The 24272-nt window shown below is 62.2% G+C and carries 21 protein-coding genes and 1 tRNA gene; 7 read left to right on the top strand and 15 right to left on the bottom strand.

Annotation, left to right across the window (positions count from 1 at the left end; all coding sequences use genetic code 11):
* Positions 1–139 precede the first annotated feature (139 nt).
* The 7 genes from ACP92_RS21610 to rpmH all read right to left on the bottom strand — a co-directional run bounded on the left by ACP92_RS21610 (position 140) and on the right by rpmH (position 5433).
* Positions 140–216 (bottom strand) — tRNA-Asp (locus ACP92_RS21610).
* A gap of 110 nt (positions 217–326) precedes the next feature.
* Positions 327–920: a nitroreductase family protein gene (locus ACP92_RS21615; protein ID WP_013236258.1), complete on the bottom strand. Its 594-nt coding sequence runs from the start codon at positions 918–920 to the stop codon at positions 327–329.
* 290 nt (positions 921–1210) lie between these two features.
* Entirely contained in the window at positions 1211–2611 is a 1401-nt protein-coding gene (gene mnmE / locus ACP92_RS21620) for a tRNA uridine-5-carboxymethylaminomethyl(34) synthesis GTPase MnmE (RefSeq protein ID WP_041311311.1), read from the bottom strand.
* A gap of 149 nt (positions 2612–2760) precedes the next feature.
* Positions 2761–4458 (bottom strand): membrane protein insertase YidC, encoded by a 1698-nt coding sequence (gene yidC, locus ACP92_RS21625; protein WP_041311312.1) that lies wholly within the window; start codon positions 4456–4458, stop codon positions 2761–2763.
* A gap of 16 nt (positions 4459–4474) precedes the next feature.
* A complete protein-coding gene (gene yidD, locus ACP92_RS21630; protein ID WP_013236261.1) occupies positions 4475–4837 on the bottom strand; it encodes a membrane protein insertion efficiency factor YidD in 363 nt (120 codons plus the stop codon).
* A 17-nt stretch (positions 4838–4854) separates the two neighbouring features.
* The gene (rnpA, locus tag ACP92_RS21635; protein WP_013236262.1) at positions 4855–5268 is read right to left on the bottom strand and encodes a ribonuclease P protein component; all 414 of its coding nucleotides are present in this window, start codon (positions 5266–5268) and stop codon (positions 4855–4857) included.
* A gap of 27 nt (positions 5269–5295) precedes the next feature.
* Entirely contained in the window at positions 5296–5433 is a 138-nt protein-coding gene (gene rpmH / locus ACP92_RS24440) for a 50S ribosomal protein L34 (RefSeq protein ID WP_006461360.1), read from the bottom strand.
* 1150 nt (positions 5434–6583) lie between these two features.
* Between rpmH and ACP92_RS21640 the strand changes: the two genes are divergently transcribed.
* The 4 genes from ACP92_RS21640 (at position 6584) to ACP92_RS21655 (ending at position 12079) form a co-directional block, all read left to right on the top strand.
* The gene (locus ACP92_RS21640; RefSeq protein WP_013236263.1) at positions 6584–8506 is read left to right on the top strand and encodes a PrkA family serine protein kinase; all 1923 of its coding nucleotides are present in this window, start codon (positions 6584–6586) and stop codon (positions 8504–8506) included.
* A gap of 102 nt (positions 8507–8608) precedes the next feature.
* A complete protein-coding gene (locus ACP92_RS21645) occupies positions 8609–9877 on the top strand; it encodes a YeaH/YhbH family protein (protein ID WP_013236264.1) in 1269 nt (422 codons plus the stop codon).
* A complete protein-coding gene (locus ACP92_RS21650) occupies positions 9874–11403 on the top strand; it encodes a SpoVR family protein (RefSeq protein WP_013236265.1) in 1530 nt (509 codons plus the stop codon). The genes ACP92_RS21645 and ACP92_RS21650 overlap by 4 nt, the downstream gene beginning before the upstream one ends.
* Before the next feature lie 22 nt (positions 11404–11425).
* Positions 11426–12079 (top strand): LON peptidase substrate-binding domain-containing protein, encoded by a 654-nt coding sequence (locus ACP92_RS21655; protein WP_013236266.1) that lies wholly within the window; start codon positions 11426–11428, stop codon positions 12077–12079.
* A gap of 227 nt (positions 12080–12306) precedes the next feature.
* Here ACP92_RS21655 and ACP92_RS21660 read toward each other — a convergent pair whose 3' ends face one another.
* From ACP92_RS21660 to ACP92_RS21670, 3 genes are all read right to left on the bottom strand, one after another.
* Positions 12307–12996, bottom strand: a complete 690-nt coding sequence (locus tag ACP92_RS21660; protein ID WP_013236267.1) for a MarC family protein — start codon at positions 12994–12996, stop codon at positions 12307–12309.
* A 92-nt stretch (positions 12997–13088) separates the two neighbouring features.
* Positions 13089–14339 carry an MFS transporter gene (locus ACP92_RS21665; protein WP_013236268.1) on the bottom strand — a complete coding sequence of 417 codons (1251 nt, stop codon included), beginning with the start codon at positions 14337–14339 and terminating at the stop codon, positions 13089–13091.
* Between the two features lie 116 nt (positions 14340–14455).
* Positions 14456–15388, bottom strand: a complete 933-nt coding sequence (locus tag ACP92_RS21670; protein WP_013236269.1) for a LysR family transcriptional regulator — start codon at positions 15386–15388, stop codon at positions 14456–14458.
* A gap of 102 nt (positions 15389–15490) precedes the next feature.
* On the opposite strand from ACP92_RS21670, the gene ACP92_RS21675 reads away from it, so the two are divergent.
* Both ACP92_RS21675 and ACP92_RS21680 read left to right on the top strand, forming a co-directional pair.
* Entirely contained in the window at positions 15491–15817 is a 327-nt protein-coding gene (locus tag ACP92_RS21675) for a nuclear transport factor 2 family protein (protein ID WP_013236270.1), read from the top strand.
* Positions 15814–16596, top strand: coding sequence for an SDR family oxidoreductase (locus tag ACP92_RS21680; protein WP_013236271.1), 783 nt, complete (start codon positions 15814–15816; stop codon positions 16594–16596). Before ACP92_RS21675 ends, ACP92_RS21680 begins: the two co-directional genes overlap by 4 nt.
* A 41-nt stretch (positions 16597–16637) precedes the next feature.
* Here the strand turns inward: ACP92_RS21680 and ACP92_RS21685 are convergent, their stop codons facing one another.
* A complete protein-coding gene (locus ACP92_RS21685) occupies positions 16638–16922 on the bottom strand; it encodes a WGR domain-containing protein (RefSeq protein ID WP_041311313.1) in 285 nt (94 codons plus the stop codon).
* Between the two features lie 134 nt (positions 16923–17056).
* Positions 17057–20800: a methionine synthase gene (gene metH, locus ACP92_RS21690; RefSeq protein WP_013236272.1), complete on the bottom strand. Its 3744-nt coding sequence runs from the start codon at positions 20798–20800 to the stop codon at positions 17057–17059.
* Positions 20801–21000: 200 nt separating this feature from the next.
* Between metH and ACP92_RS21695 the strand changes: the two genes are divergently transcribed.
* The gene (locus ACP92_RS21695) at positions 21001–21585 is read left to right on the top strand and encodes a phosphorylase family protein (protein WP_013236273.1); all 585 of its coding nucleotides are present in this window, start codon (positions 21001–21003) and stop codon (positions 21583–21585) included.
* Positions 21586–21605: 20 nt separating this feature from the next.
* On the opposite strand, the gene fmt is transcribed toward ACP92_RS21695, so the two are convergent.
* From fmt to ACP92_RS21710, 3 genes are all read right to left on the bottom strand, one after another.
* Complete coding sequence (gene fmt / locus ACP92_RS21700; RefSeq protein WP_013236274.1) at positions 21606–22559, bottom strand: methionyl-tRNA formyltransferase; 954 nt, start codon at positions 22557–22559, stop codon at positions 21606–21608.
* Between the two features lie 33 nt (positions 22560–22592).
* On the bottom strand, positions 22593–23399 hold the full coding sequence (locus tag ACP92_RS21705; protein WP_013236275.1) for an SDR family oxidoreductase: 807 nt from the start codon (positions 23397–23399) through the stop codon (positions 22593–22595).
* A gap of 97 nt (positions 23400–23496) precedes the next feature.
* Positions 23497–24186: a thiol:disulfide interchange protein DsbA/DsbL gene (locus ACP92_RS21710; RefSeq protein ID WP_013236276.1), complete on the bottom strand. Its 690-nt coding sequence runs from the start codon at positions 24184–24186 to the stop codon at positions 23497–23499.
* Between the last annotated feature and the right edge of the window lie 86 nt (positions 24187–24272).

Raw genomic sequence — 24272 nt, forward strand, 5'->3', positions numbered from 1 at the left:
GTAGGCCCTTTAGGGCCGTATCGAAGACGCGCTGACGGTATGCGCGCCTTCGATACGCGGCGCTGCCGCTACTCAGGACGAACGCAAGCCAAAGCGCAAAAACAAAAACGCCCCATTCTTGCGAATGAGGCGTTTTATTTGGCGGAGCGGACGGGGCTCGAACCCGCGACCCCCGGCGTGACAGGCCGGTATTCTAACCAACTGAACTACCACTCCTAAAACCGCTTCAGCTGTCGTTGCTTGCTGAAAGAACGCTATTATAGGAGAGCCTTTTTCAAAAAGCTAGGCCTTTTTTATAAAACTGCGAAATATTTTACGGCCAGCCGTCACGCCTTGAATTTGCCTTCGAAGGCCAGCTTGGACAGCGGCTCGCGCGGGCTCGGTACTTCGCGGGCTTGCAGGCCTTCCGGCAGGATGGACTTGTCACCCAGCTTGCCAATGACGACCATGGCTTCCACCGAAAACTCGGCCGGCACATTCAGTTCAGTGCGCGCCTTGTCCTTGTCAAAACCGGCCATGCCGTGGGCGTGCCAGCCCGACAGCGAAGCCTGCAGGGCCAGGTAGCCCCAGGCCGAACCGGTGTCGAAGGAGTGCGTCGGCGCAGGAACGACTTCGGTCGCGCCCGGCGGCAGCATCACCGTGCGCGACAGCACGACGATCAGTACCGATGCGTTAGCGCACCAGCTGCGGTTGAATTCGTTCAACAGGCCCAGCAGGCTGTCCCACGCCGGCGTGCCGCGACGGGCGTAGACGAAGCGCCAGGGCTGGGCATTGTAGGCCGACGGCGCCCAGCGCGCGGCTTCCAGGAAGGTCAGCACGGTTTCTTCGGAAATCTCGGCGCCATTGTAGGCGCGCGGGGACCAGCGGTTCAGGAATTGCGGATCGATGGGATAGTCGGCGTTACGCGGATTGGCGGACATGCTCTTTTTCCTGTGAAATAAGTGAAAGGACAGATTCAGGCAGCAGGCATATTAGCAGCGCAGCATGTTTCCTGCAGAGCAGGCCGGAGCCACGCTACCGGCATAAAAAAACCCGCGCACCTTGCGGCGGCGGGTTAAATCCAATTCTCAGGGGTGATGAATTGGAGGGGGAGGACCTTCAGAATAACCATCCCCCGCCGCCACCTCCAAGCTTTTTACACGCTGTAACATCCGTTGCCAATTTGTCGCTTAGTGACGACTTCTTGTCAGGATGCCCCGCGAACTGACGCTTACTTGCCGATACAGAAGCGCGAGAAGATCACGCCCAGCAGGTCATCCGGCGTGAACTTGCCGGTGATGCTGGAGAGGCGCTCTTGTGCCAGCCGCAGCTCTTCGGCAAACAGGTCCAGCGCGTGTTCGCCGGCCTCGTTGTCCAGCGCCGCATGGGCGGCGGCGTGGGCCAGGTGTTCATCGGCCGCCTTGAGCGCCAGCAGATGGCGTTCACGCGCCAGGTAGCGCGACTCCACCGTCTGTTGCCAGCCGGCGATGCGCAGCAGTTCGGCGCGCAGCAGGTCCACGCCCTGCCCTTCGGAGGCCGACAGGTAGACGTGGGTGGCGTCGGGCATCTTGTCCACCGCCGCCTTGTGACCGGAGCGGTCGATCTTGTTCCAGATGCGGATGATGGGCACGCCGTCGGGGAAACGGGAGGTGATCTTTTCATCTTCCAGGGTCGGACCACGGTCGGCGTCGAGCATGTGCAGGATGACGTCGGCCTTGGCCACTTCGGCCCAGGTGCGCTCGATGCCGATGCGCTCGACTTCGTCCGGACCGCTGCCATCGTCACCCGCCTCACGGATGCCGGCAGTGTCGATGATGTTCAGCGGCATGCCTTCGATCTGGATGGTCTGGGTGACCTTGTCGCGGGTAGTGCCGGCGATCGGGGTGACGATGGCGACATCGGAGCCGGCCAGTACGTTCAACAGCGATGACTTGCCCACGTTGGGCTTGCCCGCCAGCACGGCATTGAGGCCGTCACGCAGCAGGGCGCCCTGGGCGGCGTGCTTGAAGACCTCTTCCAGCGTGCTGCGGATGGTGGCCAACTGGCCACGGGCATCGCTTTGCTTGAGGAAGTCGATCTCTTCCTCGGGGAAGTCCAGGGTCGCTTCCACCAGCATGCGCAGCCGCGTGACCTGGTCCACCAGCTCGTGGATGACCTTGGAGAATGCGCCGGAGAGCGACTCCGAGGCCGACTTGGCCGCTGCCTCGGTGGTGGCTTCGATCAGGTCGGCCACGGCCTCGGCCTGGGCCAGGTCGATCTTGTCGTTGAGGAAGGCGCGCTGGGTGAATTCACCCGGCTCGGCCAGGCGCAGGCCGATCTCGCTGCCGGCCTGCACGCAGCGCGCCAGCAGCATCTGCATCACCACCGGGCCGCCGTGGCCCTGCAGTTCCAGTACGTCTTCGCCAGTGTAGGAATGCGGCGCCGGGAAGTGGATCGCAAGGCCCTGGTCGATGGCGCTGCCGTCTTCGTTCAGGAAGGGCAAGTAGGTGGCATGGCGCGGCGCCAGGCTGGCGCGGCCGCACACGGCCTGGATCACCGGCGCCAGGTTCTTGCCGGAAAGGCGGACCACGCCGATGCCGCCGCGTCCCGGGGCGGTGGCGATGGCGGCGATGGGGGAAGAATCGAAAGTCATCTGCGTCTGCTTTTTTGTTGTGATGGAAGCTCGCCGCATCCCCCTTCGGGATGGGCCAGCCTGACAATGGTAAACCTGCCTGCCCGCTACGACCGAAAAAAAACCCGTGGATTCCACGGGTTTTTCCTTTGATGGCAGACCTGTGGGTCTTACTTGGTCTTGCCGCTCTCGATGTTGCGGGTGATCACCCACTGCTGCGCGATCGAGAGGATGTTGTTGGTCACCCAGTACAGCACCAGGCCGGACGGGAAGAAGAAGAACATGAACGAGAACACCAGCGGCATGAACATCATCACCTTGGCCTGCACCGGATCCGGCGGGGTCGGGTTGAGCTTGGTCTGCAGGAACATCGAAGCAGCCATGATGATGGGCAACAGACCGATGGGCATGTTGAAGTACGGGATGGTGCCGAACAGGCGGTCAGGCGCGGTCAGGTCATGCACCCAGCCCAGCCAGGGCGCGCCGCGCATTTCCACCGACGCCAGCAGCACCGAGTACAGCGCGATGAACACCGGGATCTGGATCGCGATGGGCAGGCAGCCGCCCAGCGGATTGATCTTCTCGGTCTTGTAGAGCGTCATCATCTCGCGGTTCATGGCCTGCGGATCGCCCTTGTGGCGCTCGCGGATGGCTTGCATCTTGGGCGAGACCGCCTTCATCTTGGCCATGCTCCGATAGCTGGCCGCCGACAGCGGGAAGAAGATCAGCTTGATCAGCACGGTCAGCAGGATGATGGTCCAGCCCCAGTTGCCGACGATGTTGTGGATATGGGTCATCAGCCAGAAGATGGGCTCGGCGATCACGGTCAGGTGACCATAGTCGCGCACCAGGTCCAGGCCCGGGGCGATCGCCTGCAGGGTCTTGGAGACGGTGGGGCCGGAATACAGCTGGCTGTCCATGGTCACGCTGGCGTTGGGCGCGACCGTGCCCAGCGGCAGGATGGAGCCCACGGCGTACAGGTTGTCGCCCACCTTCTTGCTGAAGACGTCGCGCTGCGCGTTCTGCGGCGGGATGAAGGCCGACACGAAGTAGTGCTGCACCATGGCGATCCAGCCATTGTCGGTCTTGTTGACGTGCTGCTGCTTGCCGTTGGCGATCTTCTCGAAGTCCAGCTTCTCGAAGTGCTCGCTGTTGCTGTAGACGGCCGGACCGGTGAAGGTGCTGTAGAAATGCGATTCGCCGCCCGGCTTGTTGCCGTCGCGCACCAGCTGCAGGTACAGCGAAGGATTGATGGCCGCACCGGTGGTGTTGGTCACGGTGTGCTTGACGTCGATCAGGTAGCTGTCGCGCTTGAAGGTATAGGTCTTGGTCAGCTTCACGCCACCCTGGTCGGCCACCAGCACAAGCTGGATCTCATTGCCATTGTCCAGCGTGCGCGGGCCGGCCTGGGCAGTGAAGATGGTCTTGTGGTTGGGGAAGGGACCGCCGATCAGGCCCGATTCGGCCAGGTACATGTGACCCGGTTCGGAATCGAACAGCACGACGTTCTTGGTCGGATCGACCACGTCGGGTTGCTTGAGCAGCTCCAGGCGCTTCAATTCACCGCCCACGGTATCGATGCTGGCCTTGACCAGATCGGTGGTGATGACGATGGTTTCGCCCTTGGTGGCGGTGGCGGCGACGTCAGCCCCCGGCACGGCGCCCGGCGCCGGCGTGCCTGCCTGCGGAACCGGGGAGCCCGTCGGGCTGGCAGTGGGCGCGGCCGGATTGGCGGCGGCTTGCTCCTGAGTCGGGTTGGCCGACGGGAAGAACATCGACTGATGTCCGTTATGGCGCATCCAGCCATCCCAGAGCAGCAGCAGGGAGAAGGAGAATACAACCCACAGGACGGTACGTTTGATATCCATATGCGTATTGATGAGTTCAGGAGTGGCTGCAACCGTCAGCGGCCACAGGGGGAGAAACCCGCGCAGCAACAGGCTGCGACGAAGGAAGCGGGGATTTGGACGAACCAGACGAATCGGACGAGGAAGCGCCGCCAGACTGGGCCATCGCATGCGCACGCGCCTCCGGCGAACCAGGCACCAGGTCCAGCCCGCCGGGATGCCAGGGATGACACTTGCACAGGCGCTTGCCCGCCAACAGGCTGCCCTTGAGGGCGCCATGCACGCGCACCGCCTCGGCGGCGTAATCGGAACAGCTGGGATAGAAACGGCAATTCTGCCCCAGGAACGGGCTCACTCCCAGCTTGTAGGCACGTAACAGCAGGAGCAAAGGCGTCTTCATCACTTCCTATTTCCTGGCTATTTCCTGGCGAACGCGGGGGCGTTCGGCAAGAAAGCGAACAACTGCCTCAGTTCGGCATGCAACATCGCCTTGAGGGCGGCGCTGCGGGCCGGGTCGCGCCTGGCATTGACCGGCCGCGACAGGCGCACGATGCAGTCCACGGCGGGCAGCTCGGCCTGGCGGAACAGCTCGCGGGTGGCGCGCTTGATCGTGTTGCGGGTCACCGCACGCGGCGCCAGCCGCTTGGCGGCGACCACGCCCAGGCGAGCCTGGGTCAGGCTGTTGCGGCGCGCATACAACACGAAATGCTCGGTACGATGCACCGGGCGCAAACGAAAAACGGATGAAAACTCATCCGTTTTAACGATTCGCCGATCGCGTGGGAAGTCGCCTGCTTGACGTGCTGGAAGCGGTAAACGGACGTCCGTCACACGAAACGGCAGCGCAGATGCGCTGGCTTAAACTGCAGCCAGACGCTTGCGGCCCTTGGCGCGACGGGCGTTGATCACGGCACGGCCGCCACGGGTTGCCATACGGGCGCGGAAACCATGGGTACGCTTGCGACGCACGACGGAAGGTTGGTAAGTACGTTTCATGTTGGACTCGCTAAGTTGGGCTGCCTTGGAGCAAACAGCAAAAATAAATCGGAATTCTGGAACCGCTTTCGGTGTGCCTGTTCCGCATCACCGATGCCCTGCCGCCCAATAAGCCGGCAGCCCCTGCATCGCTGACACCATTTGTTGGCCTCTGCCGCCTCCCGGTGGGATACCTGGGTAATCGACCGGTGAGCAACTGAAACAGCACTGCGTCGGCACCGCGCGCAATTCTTCAGATGGTGAACCCTGAATTAGACTGCATTTTCTACTTAGCTGTCAATGACTTATGCGCTTTACCGGGGCGGCACGGCAGCCCATGGCGGCATTTGAGGCGAGAGCGTGGCGGAATTGCCATGCCGGCCCAAAGGCTGGGCCCGAAAATTGCCATCCAGACATCTTCCGTCCCACCTCTCATCCTGCCCTCACCCGGCACTGCGGCACGACAGGAACAGGCGGCCACGGAAAAGCAAATGCGTAAATCATCTAAAGCATTTTTTCAGCGGCGCTGCACGTTGTTGCGCAAGCAGCCGGCAAGGCAGAGGGATGAGGCAGATCAGCAACACCGCCGCCATCCATAGCGCGCCGTTACAAAATAATTGCGCCATCCCCACGGCGCGAGCAAAGAAGTCATACCGGCCTGGCACGATTCCAGCTATAAGGACATCAGGGCTTGTCCTGCAAGGACGCCGTGCACTGCGCAAGGGACGCCGGGTGCACAGGCCGCAGGACCGGCAGAGAATGGGGGCGCACAGTGTCTGCGGGTTTCAGGGCGGTGTGCATCAGGTTTTTCATGATAGCGCTCTGCGCGAAAATGGCGCACCGTGACGTCAACCGCAACCAGCACCTGCACATTGAACGATCAGGAGGAGGATCAGCTTGTCCCGCTGCGCTGTCTCGAAATGCAGGGTCGGAATGAACCATACTGCAGTTAGGGGCTCACTAAGGTGAAGCAAAGCGGAAGAGAAAAAAGGAATAGAATAAAAACACGATCTGCAAAGATCTCTGCATCGCGCTGTTGATGCTACGGCTTTCAAAGAACACACCGGCAATGACGCAACCCAGAGTCACCGACGCGTTCTTTGATAACCGCAGATGGCAAGTCCAGACATATGAATCTGTTTCGTACTTTTTTGAGAGCGACGGAGGTGGTATGGATATCTACAGCAGCTTTGCAAGCCGGTTCGACAAGACCAGAGAAGAAGAATTATCGCTTGAAGAGTATCTGAATCTTTGCAAGAACGACCCGGCGGTCTACGCATCGGCTGCCGAACGGATGCTGATGGCCATCGGCGAGCCGGAAAAGGTCGATACCCGGGAAGATCCGCGCCTCTCGCGCATCTTCGCCAACAAGGTCATCAAGGTCTATCCCGCCTTCAAGGAATTCTATGGCGCGGAAGAAGTGATCGAACAAGTGGTCTCCTACTTCCGTCACGCCGCCCAGGGCCTGGAAGAGAAGAAGCAGATCCTCTACCTGCTGGGCCCGGTCGGCGGCGGCAAGTCTTCCATTGCCGAGCGGCTCAAGCAGCTCATGGAACAGGTGCCCTTCTATTCCATCAAGGGCTCACCGGTCAACGAATCCCCGCTGGGCCTGTTCGACTACGACGAAGACGGCCCCATCCTGGAAGAGCAGTACGGCATCCCGCGTCGCTATCTCAAACCCATCCTCAGCCCCTGGGCCGTCAAGCGCCTGCACGAGTACAACGGCGACATCCGCCAGTTCCGCGTGGTCAAGCGCTATCCGTCCATCCTGCGCCAGATCGGCATTTCCAAGACCGAGCCGGGCGATGAAAACAATCAGGACATCTCCACCCTGGTGGGCAAGGTCGACATCCGCAAGCTGGAGCAGTATTCCCAGGACGATGCCGACGCCTACAGCTATTCGGGCGGCCTGTGCCTGTCCAACCAGGGCCTGCTGGAATTCGTGGAAATGTTCAAGGCGCCCATCAAGGTGCTGCACCCGCTGTTGACGGCCACGCAGGAAGGCAACTTCAAGGGCACTGAAGGTTTCGGCGCGATCCCCTTCGATGGCGTCATCCTGGCCCACTCCAACGAATCGGAATGGAAGGCCTTCCGCAACAACAAGAACAACGAGGCGCTGCTGGACCGTATCTTCATCGTCAAGGTGCCGTATTGCCTGCGCGTGTCCGAAGAAATCAAGATCTACGAAAAGCTGATCCGCAGTTCGTCGCTGGGCAAGGCCACTTGCGCACCCGGCACGCTGAAGATGATGGCGCAGTTCTCGGTGCTGACGCGCCTGAAGGAGCCGGAAAACTCCAGCCTCTTCTCCAAGATGCAGGTCTATGACGGCGAGAACCTGAAGGATACCGACCCCAAGGCCAAGTCCTATCAGGAATACCGCGACTATGCCGGTGTCGATGAAGGCATGAACGGCATCTCCACGCGCTTCGCCTTCAAGATCCTCTCGCGCGTGTTCAACTTCGACACCACCGAAGTGGCGGCCAATCCGGTGCACCTGATGTATGTGCTGGAACAGCAGATCGAGCGCGAACAGTTCCCGCAGGAGACCGAGCAGAAATACCTCTCCTTCGTGAAGGACACGCTGGCCTCGCGCTACGCCGAGTTCATCGGCAAGGAAATCCAGACGGCCTATCTGGAGTCGTATTCGGAATATGGCCAGAACGTCTTCGACCGTTACGTCACCTACGCCGACTTCTGGATCCAGGATCAGGAGTATCGCGATCACGACACCGGCGAGAGCTTCGACCGCGCGGCCCTGAATGCGGAACTGGAAAAGATCGAGAAGCCGGCCGGCATCAGCAATCCCAAGGACTTCCGCAACGAGATCGTCAACTTCGTGCTGCGCGCACGGGTCAACAACGGAGGCAAGAATCCGCTGTGGACCAGCTATGAAAAACTGCGCGTGGTGATCGAGAAGAAGATGTTCTCCAACACCGAAGACCTGTTGCCGGTGATTTCCTTCAACGCCAAGGGCTCCACCGAGGAAATGCAGAAACACGAAGACTTCGTCAATCGCATGGTCAGCAAGGGATACACGCCCAAGCAGGTGCGCCTGCTGTGCGAGTGGTACCTGCGCGTGCGCAAGTCCTCGTAAGCGCCGTTGTTGCGCATCGCCCGCCGCTGGCGCGGCGATGCGTGCAGCGACCCTTCGGCGCCGTGCGCCTGGCGCACCGCCGACCACTAGCAGGAGAACCGAGTGCTGCATCAGATCATCGACCGCAGGCTGGCTGGCAAGAACAAGAGCATCGCCAATCGGGAGCGCTTCCTGCGGCGCTTCAAAGGGCATATCCAACGTTCGGTGGCGGACGCGGTGCGCGACCGCAGCATCACCGACCTGGAAAAATCGAAGAGCATCAGCATCCCGCGCAAGGATGTCTCGGAGCCCTTCTTCCATCACGGCAAGGGCGGCAAGCGCGAAGCCGTGCATCCGGGCAACCAGGACTATCTGCAGGGTGACCGCATCCCGCGCCAGAACGGCGGCAGCGGCGGGGGCGGCGGCAGCAGCGCCAGCAACGATGGTGAAGGCCAGGACGATTTCACCTTCGAACTGACCCGCGAAGAATTCATGCATTACTTCTTCGAGGACCTGGAACTGCCGCGCCTGGTGGAAACCAATCTGCTGCAGGTCCCCAACTGGAAGAACCAGCGCGCCGGTTACTCGGTCGATGGTTCGCCCAACAATATCGACGTGGTGCGCTCGCTGCGTTCCTCCCTGGGTCGCCGCATCGCCCTGGGGGGACCGCTGCAGCGGCAGCTCGATGCCGCCGAGGAAGCGCTGACCGAGATGAAGCGCAAGCCGGATGAACATCGCGCCGACATCAAGTTGCTGGAAGAAGAGATCCGGCAATTGCGCGCCCGCATCCTGCGCATTCCGTTCATCGATCCTTTCGACCTGCGCTATGTGAACCGCGTGCGCCAGCCGCAGCCATCCAGCCGCGCCGTGATGTTCTGCGTCATGGACGTGTCGGGCTCCATGGATGAGCAGCGCAAGGACTTGTCCAAGCGTTTCTTCATCCTGCTCTACCTCTTCCTCACGCGTAACTACGAACACATCGAAGTGGTCTTCATCCGCCACCACACGCGCGCCGACGAGGTCGATGAAAACACCTTCTTCCATTCGCAGGAAAGCGGCGGCACCGTGGTCTCCAGCGCCCTGGAGCTGATGCACGACATCATCACCAAGCGCTACTCGCCCAGCGAGTGGAACATCTATGGCGCGCAAGCCTCGGACGGCGACAACTGGAACGACGATTCGCCCAAGTGCCGCGAACTGCTGGAGTCGGCCATCCTGCCGCTGACGCGCTACTTCGCCTACATCCAGGTAGCCGAGCCGGAACAGAATTTGTGGACCGAATACATGCAGCTCATCGAATCGCACCCGCACTTCGCCATGAAGAAGGTGCAATCGGCCGCCGAGATCTACCCGGTCTTCCGCGAACTCTTTGAAAAGCAGGTGCACGCATGAACAGCCGCTTCAAGCATGACCCGCTGCCTTGCCCCTCGGACTGGAGCTTCGAGCTCATCGAGCGCTACAACGAGGAAATCGCACGCGTGGCCAAGGGTTACGAACTGGACATCTACCCCATCCAGCTGGAGATCATCTCGGCCGAGCAGATGATGGATGCCTATGCCTCGCACGGCATGCCGGTCAATTACCGGCACTGGTCCTATGGCAAGCATTTCATGCTCACCGAGCGTGACTACAAACGCGGCCAGATGGGCCTGGCCTACGAGATCGTGATCAATTCCGATCCCTGCATCGCCTACCTGATGGAAGAGAACACAATGACCATGCAGGCGCTGGTCATCGCGCACGCGGCCTATGGTCACAACTCCTTCTTCAAGGGCAACTACCTGTTCCAGTTGTGGACCGATGCCAGCGCCATCATCGATTACCTGGTGTATGCGCGCAATTACATCGCCGAGTGCGAAGAGCGCCATGGCTTCGAGCGGGTGGAAGAATTGCTCGACTCCTGCCATGCGCTGATGAACTATGGCGTGGACCGCTACAAGCGTCCGCAACGCCTCTCGCTGGCGCAGGAAAAAGCGCGCCAGCGCGAGCGCGAGGCCTACATGCAATCGCAGGTGAACGAACTGTGGCGCACCCTGCCAGCGAAAAAGGAAATGACGGCCGCCGCCGTGGAGGGCCGCTTCCCCTCCGAACCGCAGGAAAACCTGCTCTATTTCGCCGAGAAGAACGCGCCCCTCCTGGAGCCCTGGGAACGCGAGGTCATCCGCATCGTGCGCAAGGTCGGCCAGTATTTCTATCCGCAGCGCCAGACCCAGGTGATGAACGAAGGCTGGGCCACCTTCTGGCATTACACGCTGTTGAACACCCTCTACGATCAAGGCCGCCTGACCGATGGCTTCATGATGGAATTCCTGCATTCGCACAGCAATGTGGTATTCCAGCCGCCCATCACCAAACCCTATTACAACGGCATCAATCCGTATGCGCTGGGCTTCTCGATGATGAGCGACATCCGCCGCATCTGTGAAAATCCTACCGACGAAGACCGCGAGTGGTTCCCCGACATCGCCGGACGCAACTGGCTCGATACCCTGCAATACGTGATGCGCAACTACAAGGACGAGAGCTTCATCGCGCAATACCTCTCGCCCAAGCTCATGCGCGACATGCGCATGTTCGCCGTGCTGGACGACGAGTCGCGCAGCGAGATCGAGGTCTCGGCCATCCACAACGAGCGCGGCTTCCAGTACGTGCGCCAGGCGCTGTCGCGGCAGTACGACATCAACCACCGCGAGCCCAACATCCAGGTCTGGTCGGTCAACACGCGCGGCAATCGCAGTTTGACCCTGCGTCACTTCCGCAGCGATGGCCGCTCGCTGGGCGACAGTACCAATGAAGTGCTGCGCCACATGGCGCGGCTGTGGCAGTTCGACGTCTATCTCGAAAGCGTGGACGACAATGGCTACATCGTGCAGCGCTATGAATGCGTGGCCGAGAACCGGTATGCTCTGCGTTCATGACTGAGCGCTTCCAGGAGTGACCATGCCCGCCGCCCCCGCCACCCCGCGCCCGCCGATCTCGGCCCAGACCATCCCGCTGTTCCCGCTGGCCAGCACGCTCTTTCCCGAAGGGCGGCTGCCGCTGCAGATCTTCGAAGTACGCTATCTGGACATGATAGGCAAGTGTATCGCCGAAGGCAGCAGCTTTGGCGTGGTTGCGCTCACGCAAGGCGCGGAAGTGCGCCGCCCCGGGCAGAGCGAGCGCTTCGTTGGCGTGGGCACGCTGGCGCACATCCAGGAATGGAGCACGCCCTCACCCGGCCTCATGCGCATTGCCTGCCTGGGCGGCGAGCGTTTTCGCATCGTCCAGGCCGAGCAGCAGAAGCATGGGCTATGGACTGCCCAGGTGGACATGATGGAAGGCGACCGTGTGGTGAGCATCCCGGAAGAACTGGGCAACACGGCCCAGGCGCTGGAGAACCTGCTGCAATCGGTGCTGCGCCAGGGTCTGCCGGACAGCGAGGTGCCCATCGCCGCGCCTTACCGGCTCGATGATTGCGGCTGGGTGGCCAACCGCTGGGCCGAGATGATGCCCATCAGCGTGGAACTCAAGCAGAGCCTGCTGGCGCTGGACAATCCGGTGCTCAGGCTGGAGTTGGTGCAGGATGCGCTGGATGAGCTGGGCTGGTTGAAATAGTTAGTGTTTGCTGTGGAAAAACTTAGTTTCCGTTTTTCTATTCTTAATTCTTCGTTCTTAATTCTTAATCATTGAGATAATCGACTGCTGGTTCATCTCCGCCCGTTCGGACTGAGTAGCGGCGCAGCCGCGTATCGAAGGCGCACCGCCTGCAGTGCGCCTTCGATACGGCCCTGGCGGGCCTACTCAGTCCGAACGGGAGTCTGAAATCCCGACCTCTTCAATCTTCACGGCGCCACCCCACTGATCCCCGCCTCGGCCAGCAAGGCCGACATGCCCGACCAGAAGATCTGGATGCCGATACACAGCAGGATGAAGGCCGACAGCCGCAGCACCACCATGGTGCCCAGGCGGCCCATCAGATGGACCAGCTTGTGCGCATAGTTGTAGCAGAGGAAGATCACCAGCGCCGTCAGGGCCGCGCCCAGCGCGGCGCTACCGACCGAAATCACCCAGTCCAGCAGGCGCGTGGGGGTATTGGCGCCCAGCGTGATGGAGGCGGCGATGGTCCCCGGCCCCACCGTCAGCGGAAAACTCATCGGATAGAAGCTGCGCGCCTTGATCTCATCATCGGGCAGGTCTTCGTCATAGGTCTTGGCGACCTGGGTCGGGATGGAACTGTCCTGGCTGTTGTCATTGAGCAGCTTCCACCCCGATACCGCCACCAGCAGCCCGCCGCCTACCCGCACGATGGGCAGCGAGATGCCGAAGAAGGTCAGCACGTGCGAGCCGATGAAGATGGCCGCCACCAGCATGAACCAGCAATTGATGGCGACCTGGCGCGCAATGCGCTTTTCGGTGCTGCGGCTGACATTGCCCAGCAGGTTGGCGAACACCGGTGCGATGCCCAGGGGATTGAGGATGGGCAAGAGCGTGACCGGGATCAGGACGACGGCCTTGAGAAAGAGGATGAACATGGCGGTTGAGCGCGGGTAGCAAGCATTGATCGGTTGAGCCGGCAGCGTAGCCGAAAGCCGCTACGCTGCCAACCACGACCGCACGCGCCAGCTCAGGCAGCGCGCAGATGCAGGCTGCGCACGCGGGTGAGCAAGAACAGGGCAATGGCCAGGTTGAGCAGGTTCCAGGCGATGCCATTGGCAAAGGCTGCGTGGTAGGAGCCGGTCATGTCGAAGATCTTGCCCGACACCCAGCCACCCAGCGCCATGCCGAACATGGTGGCCATGATGACCGCACCCACGCGCTGGCCAGCCTCGGCGGCGGGGAAGTACTCGCGCACGATGATGGCATAGGAAGGCACGATGCCGCCCTGGAACAGGCCGAACAGGGCCGAGATCAGGTACAGCGAGGCCAGGCTGTCGAAGGGGATGAACAGCAGCAGCGACAAGCCTTGCAGCATGGAGCCCAGCAACAGCGTGCGCAGGCCGCCGATACGGTCGCAGATGGCGCCCGAGACCAGGCGGCTGACCACGCCGCAGGCCAGCATCAACGACAGCATCTGCGCGCCGCGCGCCGGGCCGTAGCCGAGGTCGCCGCAATAGGCCACGATATGCACCTGGGGCATGGCCATGGCCACGCAACAGGCCACGCCAGCCACGCACAGCAGCAGCTGCGCGGAGCCCGGTGCCAGTCCGAAGGGACGCGGACCGCCGCCCGGACGGGCGCTGGCAGCGCTGCTGTCCTGGGCCGGCGGACGCGCGCGCATCAGCAGGGCCAGGCTGCACATGATGAGGCTGCAGGCAATGCCCATGCCGATATAGGTCTGCTGCCAGCCCACGCTATCGACGAAGTGCTGGACGATGGGCGGCCAGATTGCACCGCCGAGATAATTGCCACTGGCGCAGACCGCCACGGCGATGCCGCGCCGCTTGCGGAACCACAGCGAGGTATCGGCCACCAGCGGCGAAAAGGTGGCCGAGGTGCCCAAGAGGCCGATGAAGAGGCAATGCACGGCCATGAAGGTCCAGATATCGGGCGCGTAGGAGGCGGCAATGAAGCCGCCGCCCAGGCACAGCCCGCCCAGGAACAGCGGGCGGGTGATGCCGGCGCGGTCGGCCATGCGGCCCATGAGCAGGCCGCCGACGCCTACCCCCAGCATGGTCAGGGTATAGGGCATCGAAGCCAGGCCGCGGTCGACGTAGTAATGTGCCTGCACGTAGGGCAGTACCACGGCGATCACGTACATGCCGCTGGCCCCCACCACCATCAAGACCATGGTGATGCACAGGCGCATTACGGCGTAGGGGGAGTCGATCTGGTGGCGGTCGGCGGGAGGGGACTGCGGGGGTGAGGTAGGGGGCATGGGGGTCTCCGGATTAATTTTATTGGGGCATCACTGTCTTCTCAGTGCTCATCGCGGTGACAACGCAAAAAGTCTAAGACATTCTGCCCTGTCAAACTTCCTTTGCACTCATTTCATCAATGGGCATGAGATGCGTTCTCGGGTTGATCGACCAGCTTTCGGTCTAACAGACAATCGATGAACGCCCCGAGAAGGGCTGGCCGATGCTGCCTGTTAGGATAGTAGAGGAACAAGCCTGGGCGCGAAATCGACCAGTCCGCCAAGACCTGAACCAGTCGTCCCTGGCTCAACAGTTCACTCACGCCATCGCGTTCGAAGTGATAAGCAATGCCAAGCCCACCAAGTGCTGCAGCGATGCCGATGTCAGCATGATTCGTGATGATGGGACCGTCCACCGCAACCTCGAGTTGCTGACCTCGTTTCTTGAACTCCCAGCGATAGTGCCTGCCGTCCATCTGCAGACGCCAGTTGATGCATGTATGGTCATGCAAATCTTTAGGGGACCGCGGTACCCCTCGACGGGCGAGATAGTCTGGCGATGCCACGGCAACCATGTTCAGGTCCGGCGTGAGGCGGATAGCTACCATGTCTTTCTCGACTCTGTTACCCACGCGAATACCCGCATCGAAGCGGCCAGCCACAATATCCGTCAGCGTATCGTCCACCACGATGTCGAGAACCACGTCAGGGTGCGCTTGATGGAAGCGCGCAAGCCGAGGCGCGATGATGGTTCTCGCAGCAATTCCCAGGGTGTTGATGCGTAGCCTGCCGCTCATCTGCCCTGTGGCCTCACTTGCTTGAGCAACAGCCGCAGCCATTTCCCGAAATAGCGGAGCCACACGCCTGTAGAGCAGTTCTCCATTGGCCGATGGCGCGACGCTTCGCGTCGTGCGATTCAGAAGGCGTGCGCCGATACGGTCTTCGAGCTGCCGGATTGTCTGGCTGAGCGCCGAGGGCGACAGACCCAGATGCTCTGCCGCCCGGACAAAGCTCTGGCGCTCCACAACGGCCACGAATGCTTTGAGTTCGTTAAATTCGGATCCACGCATTATGTATTTCCTGCTACATAGACCATGACGATTATATGATATTCACTAAATTCAGCCTGACGCGCATCCTAATGCCTTTACTGATCGCATGGAGCCAACAACGTGAACACCTTGCCTCTACCTGAACCCATCGCCGCGTACTTCGCGGCCGAACATGAGCCTGCAGCCCTGGCACAGTGCTTCACGGCGCACGCTGTCATGAAGGATGACGGTCACACCTATACGGGAGTCGACGCTATCACGACCTTCTTGGCCAAGGCATGGGCCAAGTACCGTGCGACGAGCTTGCCGTTCGCCATCGAGCGGGAGGACAGCGTCCAACTCGTGCGCGCCAACGTCACCGGCAACTTCCCTGGCAGCCCGATTGTCATGTCTTATCGCTTTCGCCTGGAACGTGGCCTGATCGCATCGTTGGAGATCACGACATGAGCTTTGACCTTCACCTCAACGGCCTGCGGGCTGTGGTTACCGGCGGCACGCAGGGCCTTGGCGCAGCAGTCGTGAAAACCCTTGCGCAAGCAGGCGCAAGGGTGGCGACATCGGCTCGTAGCTTGCCTCTGCAGTCTGTCGAGGGCGTCACCTACGTCGCTGCTGACCTGTCCACAGCGGAGGGCACGCGTCACTTTTCCCAGACAGTCTTGAAGGATTGGGGCGGCGTCGACATCCTGATCAACGCGCTCGGCGGATCAAAGACACCCGGCGGTGGCTTCGCTGCAATCAGTGATGAGCACTGGTTCGCCGAATTCAATCTGAACCTGATGCCTGCCGTACGCATGGATCGTGCACTGCTGCCCAACATGCTGGCCCAAGGGTCGGGGGTCATCATTCACGTCAGCTCTATCCAGCGTGTGCTGCCTTTGCCCGAATCAACGACCGCCTACGCCGCTGCAAAAGCCGCCCTCACGACCTACAGCAAGTCACTGGCAAGAGAGGTGACATCCAAGGGTGTTCGCGTCCTCAGCGTTGCACCTGGCTGGATCGAGACCGAGGCTTCGGTCGCATTTACGCAGCGCACGGCTGCACACGCCGGAACAGACTACGAGGGCGGCAAGAAGATCATCATGGATTGGCTGGGAGGAATTCCCGTGGGTCGCCCCGCAAAGCCACAAGAGGTCGCCGATTTGATCGCTTTCCTGGCGTCCCCGCGATCCGCGTCGATCACCGGGACCGAATATCGAATAGACGGCGGTACTGTTCCTACCGTGTAAGCAGGCGCAGCGAGCGGCGTTCTATAGAAAGCCGGGCAGCCTCAGCCCACGTGATAAAGATGCACCGGCCGAAAACCCAATCGCTCCTTGTGACGGGCAATCTTCTGCAGCATCAGCAAACCCTCTTCATGCCCGGCCACCACCACGCGGCGTACCGCGCTGCGGCCTTCGGCGCCGTCCCAGGCCTGGGTCAGCACCCAGTCGCCCAGCAGGTCCTGCACCAGGTCCACGGTGAAGATGGCGCGCGTCTTGCCGTCGGAGAAGTGCAGGCGCGTGGCCACGGTCACGGGCAGTGCATGGGTGACGTGGTCAGCGGAATCGATCATGGCTAAAGCAAGGCTACGGAACGGCGGGCGTGGATGATAGCAGGACGGCGGCGGAATTCAAGAACAAGCGGCAACAGGCACACGATTCAAACTGACCGTCCGGCCCCAGGCCGGACGGTCATTGCGTAAATCATTTACAGATTCGGCGCCAGCCAGCGCTCCAGTTCTTCCTTGGGCACATGGCGGCGCTCTGCCATATCCACGACCTGGTCTTCGCCGATCTTGCCGACCACGAAGTACTTCGACTGCGGATGCGCAAAGTAGAAGCCCGAGACCGAGGCGCCGGGGAACATGGCGTAGGACTCGGTCAGCTGCATGCCGATCTCATCGCACTGCATGGTGCGGAAAACGTCAGCCTTCACGGTGTGCTCGGGGCAGGCCGGATAGCCGGGCGCGGGGCGGATGCCGAGGTATTTTTCCTTGATCAGGTCGGTGCTGCTGAGGTTCTCGTCGGCGGCATAGCCCCACAGGTCCTTGCGCACGCGCTCATGCAGGTATTCGGCGAAGGCTTCGGCCAGGCGGTCGGCCAGGGCCTTGAGCATGATGGACGAGTAATCATCGTGGGCATCCTCGAAGCGCTTCTCGTATTTCTCGATACCGAGCCCAGCGGTCACGGCAAACATGCCGATGTAATCCTGCACGCCCGACTCCTTGGGCGCGATGAAGTCCGACAGACACTGGTTGGGGCGGGCCACACCGTCCACCACCGGCTTCTCGGTCTGCTGGCGCAGGCCGTAGTAGGTGAAGGCGACCTGGCTGCGGCTGTCGTCGGTGTAGATCTCGATGTCGTCATCGTTGACGGTGTTGGCCGGCAACAGCGAGATGACGCCATTGGCGGTGAGCCAGCGGCCATCGATGATCTTCTTCAACATCGCCTGGGCTTCCTGGAAGACCTTGGTGGCGGCTTCGCCCACGACTTCATCGGTGAGGATGGCGGGATAGGGGCCGGCCAGGTCCCAGGTCTGGAAGAACGGACCCCAGTCGATGTAGTTGGCCAGCAAACCCAGGTCCACATTCTTGAACAGGCGGCGGCCGATGAACTTGGGCTTGACCGGGGCGAAGTCCAGCTTGGTCTTGTTGGCGCGGGCGGCGGCCAGCGAGAGCATGGGTGCGGCCTTCTTGCTGGCGTGCTGTTCGCGGATGCGTTCGTAGTCGGCGTTGAGCTCGGCCACGTACTGGGTCTTCTGCTCGTCGGCCAGCAACGATTGCGCCACCGAGACGGCGCGCGAGGCGTCCGGCACATAGACCACCGGGCCTTCGTAGTTGGGGGCAATCTTGACGGCCGTGTGGGCGCGCGAGGTGGTGGCGCCGCCGATCATCAGCGGCATCTTGAGGCCCGCGAAATACGGATCGCGCTGCATTTCCTTGGCCACGTAGGCCATCTCTTCCAGCGACGGGGTGATCAGGCCCGACAGGCCGATGATGTCGGCCTTCTCTTCCTTGGCCTTGGCCAGGATCTCGGCGCAGGGCACCATCACGCCCATGTTGACCACTTCGAAGTTGTTGCACTGGAGGACCACGGTGACGATGTTCTTGCCGATGTCGTGCACGTCACCCTTGACGGTGGCAATGACGATCTTGCCCTTGGGCTTGGCCACTTCACCGGTGGCGATCTCGAGCTGGCGCTTCTCTTCTTCGATGAAGGGAATCAGGTGCGCCACGGCCTGCTTCATCACGCGCGCCGACTTGACCACCTGCGGCAGGAACATCTTGCCCTGGCCGAACAGGTCACCGACCACGTTCATGCCATCCATCAGCGGACCTTCGATGACGTGGATGGGACGGCCTCCATCGGCGGCGATCTGCTGGCGCACCTCTTCGGTGTCTTCCACGATCCATTGCGTGATGCCGTGCACCAGCGCATGCGAGAGGCGCTTGGCGACCGGCAGGTTGCGCCATTCCAGGGTGGCTTCTTCCTTCTTGTCGCCGGCCTTCAAGGTGGCGGCGTATTCGATCATGCGCTCGGTGGCGTCTTCGCGGCGGTTCAGCACCACGTCTTCCACGCGCTCGCGCAGCTCGGCCGGCAGGTCGTCATAGACGCCGATCATGCCGGCATTGACGATGCCCATGGTCATGCCGGCCTTGATGGCGTGATACAGGAAGACGGTGTGGATGGCCTCGCGCGCCGGGTCATTGCCGCGGAAGCTGAAGGAGACGTTGGAGACACCGCCGCTGATCTTGGCGTAGGGCAGGTTCTGGTGGATCCAGCGGGTGGCTTCGATGAAGTCGACCGCGTAGTTGTTGTGTTCCTCGATGCCGGTTGCGACCGCAAAGATGTTGGGGTCGAAGATGATGTCTTCGGGCGGGAAGTCCAGCTTGTCCACCAAGAGGCGATAGGCGCGTTCGCAGATCTCGATCTTGCGGGCGAAGGTATCGGCCTGGCCCACTTCGTCGAAGGCCATCACAATCACGGCGGCGCCATAGCGGCGGCACAGCTTGGCTTCACGCAGGAATTTTTCCTCGCCTTCCTTCATCGAGATGGAGTTGACGATGGACTTGCCCTGCACGCACTTCAAGCCCGCCTCGATCACTTCCCACTTGGAAGAGTCGATCATGATGGGCACGCGCGCGATGTCGGGCTCGGAGGCGATCAGGTTGAGGAAGCGCGTCATGGCGGCGACCGAATCGAGCATCGCTTCATCCATGTTGATGTCGATGATCTGCGCGCCGTTCTCGACCTGCTGACGCGCCACGGCCAGGGCTTCGTCGTACTGTTCGTTGAGGATCAGGCGGGCGAAGGCCTTGGAGCCGGTGACGTTGGTGCGTTCGCCGACGTTCACATACAGCGAATCGTCATTGATGGTGAAGGGCTCCAGGCCCGACAGGCGCATCTCGTGGGTGGGCTCGGGGACCTTGCGGGGAGCGATCTTGGCCACCGTCTCGGCAATGGCCTTGATGTGCGGCGGCGTGGTGCCGCAGCAGCCGCCGGCGACGTTGACGAAACCGCTCTCGGCGAATTCCTTCAGCAAGGCCGAGGTGACATCGGGCGTTTCATCAAAGCCGGTGTCGCTCATCGGATTGGGCAGGCCGGCGTTGGGGTAGATGCAGACGAAGGTATCGGCGATCTTGGACAGCTCTTCCGCATAAGGGCGCATGAGCGCCGCACCCAGCGCGCAGTTCAGGCCCACGGTCAGCGGGCGGGCGTGGCGGATGGAGTTCCAGAAGGCGGTCACGGTCTGGCCCGAGAGGATGCGGCCGGAGGCGTCGGTGACGGTGCCCGAGATCATGATGGGCAGGCGCTGGCCGCTTTCCTCGAAGAAGGTATCGATGGCGAACAGCGCGGCCTTGCAGTTGAGGGTATCGAAGATGGTCTCGACCAGCAGCACGTCGGCGCCGCCTTCGACCAGCGCGCGGGTCTGCTCCAGATAGGCAGCGACCAGTTGATCGAAAGTCACATTCCGGGCGGCAGGGTCGTTGACGTCCGGCGAGATCGATGCGGTCTTGGGCGTAGGGCCGAGGGCGCCGGCCACGAAGCGCGGCTTGTCCGGGGTCGCGTACTTGTCGCAGGCGGCGCGCGCCAGGCGGGCCGACTCCACGTTCATCTCGTAGACCAGGTGCGCCATGTGGTAGTCGTCCTGAGCCACGCTGGTGGCGCCGAAGGTATTGGTCTCGATCAGGTCGGCGCCGGCGGCCAGGTATTGCTCGTGGATTTCCTGGATGATGTGCGGCTGGGTCAGCGAGAGCAGTTCATTGTTGCCCTTGACGAACAGGTCCTTGCCGGGAACGCTGAAATCGGCGAAACGCTGGCCGCGATAATCCTCTTCGGTCAGCTTGTAGCGCTGGATCATGGTGCCCATGGCGCCATCGAGGATGAGGATGCGCTGCGACATCAGGTCGCGCAGCAGCAATTCGGTCTGGCACAGTTCGTTCGGCTTCATCTGGCGTTTTTCTCTGGTTACGGCAACAATGCAGAGCCTGCCACCGCGAGCAACGCAGTTGCGGATAAAAAAACCGGCCAGACATGGACCGGTTTGACAGGCGAAAAGTGAGCCCGATTATACGCCAAAGCACCGCTCTCCCGCCCCCGGGCAGCCTTTGCGGACCGTGCTTCGTTGCAAACCGTTAACTATTTATACAGATGCCAGATCAGCAACCCATTCTCATCCTGACCGCCCTGGAAAGCGAACTCAACGCCGCCGCCGCCCCGGCCGATGTGAAGGTGGTCTATTGCGGCGTCGGCAAGGTCAATGCCGCCCTGCATACCACGGCGGCGATCCTGGCCCATCGGCCGCGCGCGGTCATCAATTTCGGTACGGCCGGCAAGATCGATCCCTCGCATGATGGACTGCTGGAAGTGGCCGCCGTGATCCAGCGCGACATGGCGGCCATGCCGCTGGCGCCGCGCGGGGTGACGCCACTGGTGAACCAGGAACAGCAGCCGGCCCGGCTGGAATCGGGCTATTCCGGCGTGCTCTGCGGCACCGGCGACAGCTTCGTGACGGCTGCCGACGAGTGGCTCCTGGAGCAGAAGGTGGATCTGGTGGATATGGAACTGTTTGCCATCGCCCGCGTGTGCAAGCACTTCGGCGTGCCGTGGCGCGCCTTCAAGTTCATCACCGACGGCGCCAATGATGACGCCGCCGATGATTGGCAGGCGCGCGTGCATCTGGGTGAGGAACTGTTCTGGCGGCATCTGCCGCATGTGCTCAAGCCCTACGCCTGAGGCGAACGGATCAGCGCAGCTCAGGCCAGGCGGCCGCCTTCCATCGGGAAACCCTTGAGGAATTCCGCCGCCGGCAGGCGCTTGCCGCCGGGCTTCTGCAATTCGGTCAGCAGCAGCGCGCCTTCGCCGCAGGCCACCACGATGCCGCCCTGGGCATCGGCCGACAGCACCTGGCCGGGTTCACCCTGCTGCGCCACGGTGACTGCGCGCGCCTTCCAGAGCTTGACCACGGTGTCGCCGAAACGGCCGGTCGCGCCCGGGAAGGGATTGAAGGCGCGGATGCGGCGCGCCAGCTGCTCGGCGCTCTGGCTGAAGTCCAGCGCGGCTTCTTCCTTGGCGATCTTGGCGGCGTAGTTGGCGCCCTGTTCCGGCTGCGGCGTGGCTGGCAGCGTACCCTGCTCCAGCTTCTCCATGGCTTCCACGATCATCTTGGCGCCCAGCGCGGCCAGCTTGTCATGCAGGCTGCCGGTGGTGTCCTCGTCACTGATGGGCAGGCTTTCGATGAGCATCATGGGACCGGTGTCGAGGCCCTCTTCCATCTGCATGATGGTGATGCCGGTCTCGGCATCGCCGGCCTCGATGGCGCGATGGATGGGGGCGGCGCCACGCCAGCGCGGCAACAGCGAGCCGTGGATGTTGATGCAGCCGTAACGCGGAATGTCGAGCACGCTGCGCGGCAGAATCAGGCCATAGGCCGCCACGATCATCACGTCATGCGGCGTCGATCGCAGCAGCGCATGCGCCTCCTGCGCCACCTCGGGATACTTGCCATCCAGGCGCAGCGAGACCGGCTGCGCCACCGGCGTGCCATGCTTGAGCGCGCACTGCTTCACCGGCGACGCCTGCAACTGCATGCCGCGCCCGGCGGGACGGTCGGGCTGGGTCAGCACCAGCGTGATCTCGTGGCCGGCGGCATACAGGGCTTCGAGGGCGACGGCGGCGAACTCCGGGGTACCGGCAAAAATGATCTTCATGAAAAACTCCAGGTGCGGCGCGGGCCGCGACGGTTAGGGCTTGCGTTGCTTGTGCGGGGCGCGGGCGAAGGCCATATCGTAGAGCCAGTTGGGCAGCATGCGCAGCAGCTTGGCCACTACCCCCATCTGCCAGGGAATGACGCGATAGCTCACGCCCTCGTCAATGGTCTGCACGGCGCGCGCGGCAAAGCGCTCCACCGGCATCAGGAAGGGCATGCGATAGGTGTTCACGCGGGTCATCGGGGTATCGATGTAGCCGGGCGCGATGGTCACGACCTTGATGCCGGAGGCGCGCAATTCCACCCGCAGCGATTCGCAGTAGCTGATGACGGCTGACTTGGAGGCACTGTAGGCGCCTGCTCCGGGCAGGCCGCGTATACCGGCCACGCTGCCGATGCCGACCAGGCGACAGCGGCGACGCTGGGCTTCAGGCGAGGCCTTCATGCGCGCCACGAAGGGCGTAAAGGTGGCGAAGGTGGCCGTGACGTTGACCGCCAGGATACGCTCGAAGGCCGCCAGGTCTTCCTGGAATTCGGTCAGCGTGCCCTGCGAGATGCCGGCATTGGCGATGACCACATCAGCGCCGCCAAACTCATCCATGAAGGAGGTGGCCGCCGCGGCCAGCGCGGCGTGATCGGTGACGTCGAGCGCATAGACGCGATGGCGCTCAGCATGCGGCAGGGCCGCGCGCAAGGCCTCGAGCTCGGCAGTGCGCCGCGCCACCAGCCCCAGCACTGCGCCCTGGCTGGCATAGGCGCGCGCCAGGGCCATGCCCAGGCCGCTGGAAGCGCCGGTCAGGAAGACCCGCAGCGAAGCGCCGACGATGGGAAGGGATGTCATGCCAACTCCTTTAGCTTGCCAGCAGAGCACACCGGCGCCGTGCAAATGAAAACGGTCCGCGACCTCGCGGACGCGGACCGTCGACGAAGGGTCCTGCTTACTTCTTCTTGGCCTTCTCGGCGGCGGCCTTGGCCACCAGGTGATCCATCACCTGCAGGGCAGCGGCCTGCTGCATGGACTCAGGCTGGTTGGCCAGCGCCACGCCGACCACGGCCGGCGAGGTCACGTAGCGGCCATCGATGGCGATCATCGGCACGCCGTCGACCTTGTAGGCTTCCTGCAGCTGGGCTGCGCGGCGGGCCTTGGTCTGGATGCCGAAGGAATTGTAGAGGTCGAGGAATTTCTGCTTGTCGATGCCGGCCTTCTCGATATAGGCGAGGATGGTCTTGTCGGTATTGATGCGCTGGTTCTCGACGTGGATGGCGTGGAAGATCTTGGGGGTCAGCTCGTCAGCGCGGCCCATGGCTTCCAGGGTGTAGTAGAGCTTCTGCTGCGGCACGAAGCTGTCGCGGAAAGCGACCGGCACCTTCTTGAAGCTGATCTTGTCGCCCTGCTTCTTGACCCAGGCCGTCAGCGAGGGATCCCAGGCGGCGCAGTGCGGGCAGTCGAACCAGAAGAATTCGGTGACCTCGACCTTGTTGCCGGAATCGGTGGGCTGGGCCTGCTCCAGCACACGGTAGTCGGTGCCTGCCTGCGGATTGGCCGGGGAGGCCGAGGCGCCAACGCTGGCGGTGAAGGCCAGCACGCCGAAACTGACGGCAGCCAGCAGCTTTTGATGGAAACGCATGGTATTACCCTCTCTGATGGATAGTCGGTCGGGCCGGCCTCTGCCGGCCTGCACACCGTCGTGCCGGCCGGCCATCCCCAGCCGCC

This window comes from Herbaspirillum seropedicae (assembly GCF_001040945.1).
GTDB lineage: Bacteria > Pseudomonadota > Gammaproteobacteria > Burkholderiales > Burkholderiaceae_D > Herbaspirillum > Herbaspirillum seropedicae.